Origin of the sequence: Streptobacillus felis, assembly GCF_001559775.1 — a bacterium.
GTDB classification, from domain to species: Bacteria; Fusobacteriota; Fusobacteriia; order Fusobacteriales; family Leptotrichiaceae; genus Streptobacillus; species Streptobacillus felis.
Window position 1 is genome coordinate 1 of sequence record NZ_LOHX01000275.1, and the last position, 572, is coordinate 572.

Annotated in this window: 1 protein-coding gene; it reads right to left on the reverse strand. The window is 27.1% G+C overall.

All coding sequences use genetic code 11. The features are described from left to right. Nucleotides 1-128: 128 nt before the first annotated feature. Nucleotides 129-572 (reverse strand): hypothetical protein (locus tag AYC60_RS09070; protein WP_197416971.1); only part of this gene is annotated, 444 nt, incomplete at its 5' end.

A 572-nucleotide genomic window follows, 5' to 3' on the forward strand; every position in this document is an offset into this window, starting at 1 on the left:
TATTAAAAAAGAGACATAAAATTGAAAATATCAATTACATTTCACATTAAATATATAGAAGGAGATTATTTTTAAGCTCCTTCAATTCTATATTTTATTTAATGTGTTTTACATTTTATATTCCTATTTTAATCTTTACAGTCTGATGCATTATATATACCTGCAACAGTTAATTCAAAGTTATTATATATCTTTCCATTTAATATTGCTGATAATAGGAATGTATCTTCTGCTCTTAGTTTATATCCTTTATCTTTATCTGCTTTTCCTTCTCTTCCCTTTGCCTTTAGATGTCTTTCTATTGCCTCTTTTATTCCATTGTTCTTATGGACTTTTTCTTCATTTTCATTTATTTTCTTTTTCTTTTCCCAAGCAATCCCTTCTCCTACTCTTCTATGAGCAGCAGTTAAAGAGATGTTAAAAGTATCAACTATATCTGAATCCCATCTTAATCCAAAGTGATATTGTGTTTTATCATTATACTTTAATTCATTTCCATTTGTATTATTTTTTGTTCCACCTAAGTCAGTCCCTATGAAAGCAAAGACTTCTTTATCTTTATGCATGAAGAT